We start from the raw sequence: 7,799 nt of genomic DNA on the forward strand, positions 1-7,799 counted from the left end.
AATGAAGCCCCTATTTTCACGTTTTTTCTTGACTCTTTTTTTGCTTGTGATATAATTAACTGGTAAATAAAATTCCAAAGAATAGTATTTTTCTCTTAAAAAAGAGAAGTCTAAAAGGAAAGGAGTCAAATATGAGACAGCTAGCGAAGGATATCGATGGCTTTTTGAATGAGGTGATTTTACAGGCGGAAAACCAACATGAAATCCTAATAGGTCATTGTACTAGTGAGGTAGCTCTGACCAATACCCAGGAGCATATCCTCATGCTCTTGTCGGAGGAATCTTTAACCAATTCAGAGTTGGCTCGTCGTCTCAATGTCAGTCAGGCGGCAGTTACCAAGGCCATTAAGTCTTTGGTCAAGGAAGGGATGTTGGAAACATCTAAAGATCCTAAGGATGCGCGTGTGATTTTTTATCAGTTGACTGATTTGGCTCGTCCAATCGCTGAGGAGCACCACCATCACCATGAGCATACGCTTTTAACCTATGAACAAGTGGCGACTCAGTTTACTCCAAATGAACAAAAAGTGATTCAGCGGTTTTTGACTGCTTTAGTAGGGGAAATCAAATAATGAGATATATTACGGTAGAGGATTTGTCCTTCTATTATGATAAGGAGCCTGTTCTTGAACATATCAATTATAGCGTTGATAGTGGGGAATTTGTTACCTTGACAGGGGAAAATGGGGCAGCTAAGACGACATTGATCAAGGCTAGTCTTGGTATCCTCCAACCACGCATTGGAAAGGTGACCATTTCAAAGACAAATACGCAGGGTAAGAAATTGAGAATAGCTTATCTTCCTCAACAGATTGCCAGTTTTAATGCTGGTTTTCCAAGTACGGTTTATGAATTTGTCAAGTCGGGTCGCTATCCGCGAAAAGGCTGGTTCCGTCGCTTGAATGCTCATGATGAGGAGCATATCAAGGCCAGTTTAGATTCAGTTGGTATGTGGGAACACCGAGACAAACGCTTGGGGTCTCTCTCTGGGGGACAAAAGCAGCGAGCGGTGATTGCGCGTATGTTTGCTTCTGATCCAGATGTGTTTATCCTAGATGAGCCGACAACGGGGATGGATGCAGGAAGTAAAAACGAATTTTACGAACTCATGCACCACAGCGCCCATCATCACGGCAAGGCTGTTTTGATGATTACTCATGACCCTGAGGAGGTTAAGGATTATGCGGATCGCAATATTCATCTAGTCCGTAACCAAGACTCGCCATGGCGTTGTTTCAACGTTCATGAGAATGACCAGGAGGTGGGCCATGCTTAGTTTATTATCTTATGACTTTATGCAACGTGCCTTTCTGGCCGTTATTGCCATGAGTCTTTTCTCGCCAGTTCTTGGAACCTTCCTTATCTTGCGTCGTCAGAGTTTGATGAGTGATACCCTCAGCCACGTCTCGCTTTCAGGTGTAGCCTTTGGTCTGGTTCTGGGGATTTCTCCGACTATTTCCACTATTGCTATTGTCTTGATTGCGGCGGTCTTTTTGGAGTATCTCCGTACGGTTTACAAGAGCTTTATGGAAATCGGGACAGCTATCCTCATGTCGACAGGTCTGGCTGTTTCTCTGATTGTCATGAGCAAGGGAAAAAGTTCTAGTTCAATGAGTTTGGACCAGTACCTTTTTGGTTCGATTGTGACTATCAGCGAAGAGCAGGTCATTTCCCTCTTTGTCATTGCGGCGGTTGTTTTGATTTTGACCTTCCTCTTTCTTCGTCCAATGTATATCCTGACCTTTGATGAGGATACGGCCTTTGTGGATGGCTTGCCTGTTCGTACCATGTCCATTCTTTTTAACATGGTGACAGGGGTGGCCATTGCCCTTATGATTCCAGCTGCGGGAGCTCTTCTGGTATCGACCATTATGGTCTTGCCAGCTAGTATTGCCCTGCGTCTGGGGAAAAACTTTAAATCGGTTATGCTGCTAGCCAGTGCTATTGGATTTTTGGGAATGGTGGCAGGACTCTACATTTCCTACTATGCAGAAACGCCTGCAAGTGCAAGTATTACCATTATTTTTGTAACTGTCTTTTTACTCATCAGTTTAGTAAGACGTTTTATCAAATAGGAGACGAACGTGAAAAAAATTAGCTTATTGCTAGCCAGTCTATGTGCCTTGTTTTTAGTGGCTTGTTCCAATCAAAAGCAGGCAGATGGCAAACTAAATATTGTGACAACCTTTTACCCTGTCTATGAATTTACTAAGCAAGTCGCAGGAGATACTGCTAATGTAGAACTCCTCATCGGTGCTGGTACAGAACCCCATGAATATGAACCGTCTGCCAAGGCAGTTGCCAAAATTCAAGATGCAGATACCTTCGTTTATGAAAATGAAAATATGGAAACATGGGTTCCTAAATTGCTAGATACCTTGGATAAGAAAAAGGTCAAAACCATCAAGGCGACAGGAGATATGTTGCTCTTGCCAGGTGGCGAGGAAGAAGAGGGAGACCATGACCATGGCGAAGAAGGTCATCACCATGAGTACGATCCCCATGTTTGGTTATCACCAGTTCGTGCTATTAAACTTGTAGAGCACATCCGTGATAGCCTATCAGCAGATTATCCGGATAAAAAAGATACCTTTGAGAAGAATGCAGCTGCCTATATCGAAAAATTGCAAGCCTTGGATAAGGCTTATGCAGAAGGCTTGTCTCAAGCCAAACAAAAGAGCTTTGTAACGCAACACGCAGCCTTTAACTATCTCGCCTTGGACTATGGACTCAAACAAGTCGCAATCTCAGGCCTCTCTCCAGATGCAGAACCATCAGCTGCTCGTCTGGCAGAATTGACAGAGTACGTCAAGAAAAATAAAATTGCCTATATCTACTTTGAGGAAAACGCCTCACAAGCCCTTGCTAACACACTTTCAAAAGAGGCAGGTGTCAAAACAGATGTCCTTAATCCTTTAGAAAGTCTGACAGAAGAGGACACCAAGGCTGGAGAAAATTACATCTCTATCATGGAGAAAAACCTCAAGGCTCTAAAACAAACAACAGACCAAGAAGGCCCAGCAATTGAGCCTGAAAAGGCGGAGGATACGAAGACAGTTCAAAATGGTTACTTTGAGGATGCCGATGTCAAGGATCGTACCTTGAGTGACTATGCAGGTAACTGGCAATCAGTTTATCCTTTCCTTGAAGATGGCACGTTTGACCAAGTCTTTGACTACAAGGCTAAGTTGACTGGTAAGATGACTCAGGCTGAGTACAAGGCCTACTATACAAAAGGCTATCAGACAGATGTGACTAAGATTAACATCACTGATAACACTATGGAATTTGTTCAAGGTGGACAAAGTAAGAAATTCACCTACAAGTATGTTGGTAAGAAAATCTTGACTTACAAGAAAGGCAATCGTGGCGTGCGCTTCCTCTTTGAAGCGACAGATGCGGATGCTGGACAGTTCAAATATGTTCAGTTTAGTGATCACAATATAGCCCCAGTTAAGGCAGAACATTTCCATATCTTCTTTGGAGGCACAAGCCAAGAAGCCCTCTTTGAAGAAATGGATAACTGGCCAACCTATTACCCAGATAACCTATCTGGACAAGAAATCGCCCAAGAAATGTTGGCGCATTGATGAGAAACCGACTAGTTCATAGGAGCTAGTCGGTTTTTGGGGTACTAGATGGCTAACTTCACTATAGACCTTACAAAACTTTAAAAATATAAAATAAATAAAACTCTTGAAATATCTGGGCTTATATGCTAGAATGTTGTTAGTGTATAAGGTTCATTAGAACACCAAAGCCCCTAACTATTGCAGTAGTTAAGGGCTTTTTTTACGTATCTTAGCGATTTAACGGGTGTTTATAGGCTAGTCATTCGGTCTACTTCTTACCATCTAGCCATTTGCAGACGAAATACAAGATAATTCCAGCTATAACATCTGCTATAATAGTAAGAGCAAGCTCTGGTATAAGGCTCATTAGTTTCACCTCCTCTCACGAACCCATAGGAACGTAATCGGTAACCGATGACAAAAATAGTATACCACAATAAATTTATATCATCAACATTGCTTAATGCTTGAAATACAGGGGCTAGGCGACAAAGTCTTTAAAATCATAAAACGTATAGTATCAGATTTATAAAATCTTGATGTTATATCAATCATAAAAGTGGATAGGAAAGTTTTCTGATTATCAGAATTCCTTCCTATCCACTTTTTGAAGATTGTAAGTTAGCTTTATTTTATATAGAATCAGCTTATTTGTTTTATTTATCAAAACCTTGTAAGGCTTTTTGGCGTTCTTCTACTTGACCTTTAGCATCTAGTTTGTTACCACCGTATACAGCTGATTCCCATGACCCGTACATTGGATTTGGGAAGATGATGAATTTTTCACCGAATTCTTTTTGCAATTCTTCAAGTTGTTTATCACGGTCAGATTCAGAAGTCTTAGAAAAATCTGCAAAGTCTACGAGGTTATCACCAAACAATAAGATAAGATTTGTTTTTTCTTGAACTTTTTGGCGACGACCTTCTTTGGATTTTACACCGCTTTCTAAGAACATGAGATGATCACGTCCTTGAACAGGAATTCCTTCACTTTCAAGATTTTTAATGGTAGCATCTACTTGATTAGCTGAGCGGTCAGAAATATAGTAGATTTGGACACCGTTTTGATCAGCAAACTGAAGAAAATCCTTGGCACCTGGGACAGCTTTTGCTGCAGCTTTTTGAACCCAAATATCCCAATTTTCGGGTGTAAATGCTGTACCGTCTTTGACATTTTGTACTTGATAAGGGCTATTATCTAGGACAGTTTCATCCAAGTCTAAAACGATAGAGTAAGGTTTGTCTGATTCTGTTTTGAGCAATTCCTTTAGGTGATTTGTTGCAACGTTATAACCCTGTATGTATAAAGCTTTAGTTTCAGCTGATTTTTGATACCAAAGGGTTGACATAGTGTTTTCTCTTGACCGTAGTTGGTCATATGTCAATGTAATCTGATTATCAGATGAGCTATTATTGCTTGTCTGTGTTTCTGTAGACTTTGTTGCACAACTAGCCAATAAGACGACAGAAGCAAGTGCAGAAAGGATTGTAACAGTAGTTTTTGCTGTTTTCATGAAATATCTCCTATTTATTCATTTCAATAAATAGTATAGCACGAGAGAAAAGTTAAGGCAAGTCATTCTCTGACCATTGATGTAGATTCTATAGAAGATAATGTAATGAAAAAAAGCGATTACTAACTTGAAATGTAGTTTCACCTCTAATTATTGACATTTCAGGAAAAATCGCAGTAAAAACTGCACAGCCTTCTTTAAATGTGCTATAATACAGGAAAAAATAATAATGGAGGTCACGATAATGGCAACATTTTTGATGATTTTTGTGGTGGTTTGTGTGCTCCTATTGGTGATAGTCACACTGAGTACAGTTTATGTGGTTCGTCAGCAGTCGGTGGCGATTATTGAACGCTTTGGTAAATACCAAAAGGTTGCCAATAGCGGTATTCATATTCGCTTGCCTTTTGGAATTGACTCGATTGCGGCACGAATCCAGTTACGCTTGTTGCAAAGCGATATTGTGGTTGAGACTAAGACTAAGGACAATGTGTTCGTTATGATGAATGTGGCTACTCAGTACCGTGTCAACGAGCAGAGCGTGACAGATGCCTACTATAAACTCATGCGTCCAGAATCTCAGATTAAATCTTATATCGAAGACGCCCTTCGCTCTTCTGTTCCCAAATTAACCTTGGATGAATTGTTTGAGAAAAAAGATGAGATTGCCCTTGAGGTTCAACACCAAGTAGCAGAAGAAATGACCACTTACGGCTACATTATCGTGAAAACCTTGATTACCAAGGTCGAACCAGATGCAGAAGTTAAGCAATCTATGAATGAAATCAATGCGGCGCAACGCAAACGGGTCGCAGCGCAAGAATTGGCGGAAGCTGACAAGATTAAAATCGTCACTGCAGCTGAAGCCGAAGCAGAAAAAGACCGCCTCCATGGTGTGGGGATTGCCCAACAACGTAAGGCGATTGTGGATGGATTGGCAGAGTCTATCACAGAACTCAAGGAAGCAAATGTTGGCATGACAGAAGAACAAATCATGTCCATCCTCTTGACCAACCAGTATTTGGACACCTTGAATACCTTTGCCTCTAAAGGAAACCAAACTATCTTTTTACCAAATACGCCAAATGGTGTAGATGATATCCGTACTCAAATCTTGTCAGCCCTCCGTGCTGAGAAGAAATAATAGACTAAAGAGCTTGGCAACAGGCTCTTTTTGCATTGCATTTGTTAAGAAAAGCAAAGAACATTGATATACATTTATACTCAATGAAAATCAAAGAGCAAACTAGGAAGCTAGCCGCAGGCTGTACTTGAGTACGGTAAGGCGACGCTGACGTGGTTTGAATTTGATTTTTGAAGAGTATTAAATAAAAATTATTGTATGTTGTCCCCCTTAATTTGGAATGATAAGGGAATAACTAGAAAGATTTGTGAATACAAATTATTTCTGATATACTAACTATACAGTAATAATGAATGATAGGATATGGAATGAAAGAATTTCAATTTGAGAGAAAGCAGCGTTTTTCTTTGAGAAAATATACAATAGGAGCTTGTTCGGTCTTGCTAGGAACGAGTTTATTTTTTGCTGGTATGGGGGCTCAACCCGTACAGGCTACAGAAACGACTTCAACACTAATTTCAAGTCATTACTTGGATGAGCAGGATTTACCTGAAAAGCTGAAATCTGAGTTGCAATGGTTTGAAGAAAATAAGATTGAGGTAAAAGAGGGAAAAGAATACTATTTTGTCTATCGAAAATTGGCTACAAGATTACCAGAAACAGGTCTGTTTTCTAATGATGAGATGTTTATCTTGGGAGCAGGATTATTATTGCTTTCCTTCACTTTAATCAAGAGAAAAAAGGGAGCGTCTTACTTCCTTGTGAGCGTCTTTGCTGTTGGTGGTTTGGGAGTATCCATCTCTGCTTTAGAAAATCTGGTAGAATTGCAACCAGCCCTTGTTAAGAGAGTAGAAGGTCAGTTTTTACCAAGTCCTGAAACAGTCCAAGGATATGAATTTACGGGATATTATTTGGTAAGAGATAGTGGTAGCAAGGAACTTTCTGTTGATAAGGTAGAGTCGCCAGTATTATCTCAAAAGGAGGAAAGTTCAGAATCTCAGTCTAAGAAGATTGTACCACAGTTGGCATCTCATTTTAGCTCGACTGAAGACCTTGTGCAATCTCCTCAACCATCCTACGCAGTTGAGCCTGTTTTAAATCCAACTCCTGAAAAAAGTATGAGTATTGAGTCTAAAAAAGTACCAGATGAAGGAATGAAAACTGTTATTGAAGACAAGCCAGAACTGGAAGTTAGGATAGGGGAGATAGAGTTTGAAACTCAATTTCAGTCTGACCCAACTCTGGCTAAGGGAGAAAAAAGAATTTCTATAGAAGGTGCCAAGGGACAAGAACGAATCTTAACAGAAGTAAGGATTATTGATGGTGTGGTCACGCGCAATGAAATAGGGAGAGAGGTGCTTCGTGAACCAGTTACTCAGGTGATTCTGGTTGGGACAAAAGATAAGGCATCTCAAGAAAATGGAATAAGCCTAGCCCCGGAAGTCCAACCAATTCTCCCCTCTTATGAAGGCGGCGTTTCTGGCGAGTCCTTGGTGGAACCACCCCTTCCCTCTTATGAAGGCGGTGTTTCCGGTGCATCCTTGGTGGAACCGTCCCTTCCCTCTTATGATGGTGGTGTTTCCGGTGAGCCTTCGGTAGAGCCGTCGGTAGAGCCGTCTCTTCCCTCTT

At 40.8% G+C, this 7,799-nt stretch carries 7 protein-coding genes and 1 pseudogene; 7 read left to right on the forward strand and 1 reads right to left on the reverse strand.

What is annotated here, in order from left to right; genetic code table 11:
- The first annotated feature begins 131 nt into the window (after window positions 1-131).
- The 4 genes from adcR to adcA are packed head-to-tail and all read left to right on the forward strand — an operon-like array spanning window position 132 to window position 3,590.
- Complete coding sequence (gene adcR / locus HMPREF0851_RS13510; protein ID WP_001249314.1) at window positions 132-572, forward strand: zinc-dependent transcriptional regulator AdcR; 441 nt, start codon at window positions 132-134, stop codon at window positions 570-572.
- Window positions 572-1,276, forward strand: coding sequence for a metal ABC transporter ATP-binding protein (locus HMPREF0851_RS13515; protein WP_001269496.1), 705 nt, complete (start codon window positions 572-574; stop codon window positions 1,274-1,276). Before adcR ends, HMPREF0851_RS13515 begins: the two co-directional genes overlap by 1 nt.
- Window positions 1,269-2,075: a metal ABC transporter permease gene (locus HMPREF0851_RS13520; RefSeq protein WP_000950030.1), complete on the forward strand. Its 807-nt coding sequence runs from the start codon at window positions 1,269-1,271 to the stop codon at window positions 2,073-2,075. Before HMPREF0851_RS13515 ends, HMPREF0851_RS13520 begins: the two co-directional genes overlap by 8 nt.
- Window positions 2,076-2,084: 9 nt before the next feature.
- Window positions 2,085-3,590: a zinc ABC transporter substrate-binding lipoprotein AdcA gene (adcA, locus tag HMPREF0851_RS13525; protein WP_000724080.1), complete on the forward strand. Its 1,506-nt coding sequence runs from the start codon at window positions 2,085-2,087 to the stop codon at window positions 3,588-3,590.
- 638 nt (window positions 3,591-4,228) lie between these two features.
- Here adcA and HMPREF0851_RS13530 read toward each other — a convergent pair.
- Window positions 4,229-5,086 (reverse strand): 5'-nucleotidase, lipoprotein e(P4) family, encoded by an 858-nt coding sequence (locus HMPREF0851_RS13530; protein WP_000844828.1) that lies wholly within the window; start codon window positions 5,084-5,086, stop codon window positions 4,229-4,231.
- A gap of 259 nt (window positions 5,087-5,345) precedes the next feature.
- On the opposite strand from HMPREF0851_RS13530, the gene HMPREF0851_RS13535 reads away from it, so the two are divergent.
- From HMPREF0851_RS13535 to HMPREF0851_RS16525, 3 genes and pseudogenes are all read left to right on the forward strand, one after another.
- The gene (locus HMPREF0851_RS13535; RefSeq protein ID WP_004235732.1) at window positions 5,346-6,230 is read left to right on the forward strand and encodes an SPFH domain-containing protein; all 885 of its coding nucleotides are present in this window, start codon (window positions 5,346-5,348) and stop codon (window positions 6,228-6,230) included.
- A gap of 308 nt (window positions 6,231-6,538) precedes the next feature.
- Window positions 6,539-6,766, forward strand: a pseudogene (locus HMPREF0851_RS16520) (YSIRK-type signal peptide-containing protein); the annotation flags it as partial.
- A 558-nt stretch (window positions 6,767-7,324) separates the two neighbouring features.
- A partial coding sequence (locus HMPREF0851_RS16525; protein WP_232197015.1) for a G5 domain-containing protein occupies window positions 7,325-7,799 on the forward strand: 475 nt, incomplete at its 3' end.

Origin of the sequence: Streptococcus sp. M334, assembly GCF_000187745.1 — a bacterium.
Classification (GTDB): Bacteria; Bacillota; Bacilli; order Lactobacillales; family Streptococcaceae; genus Streptococcus.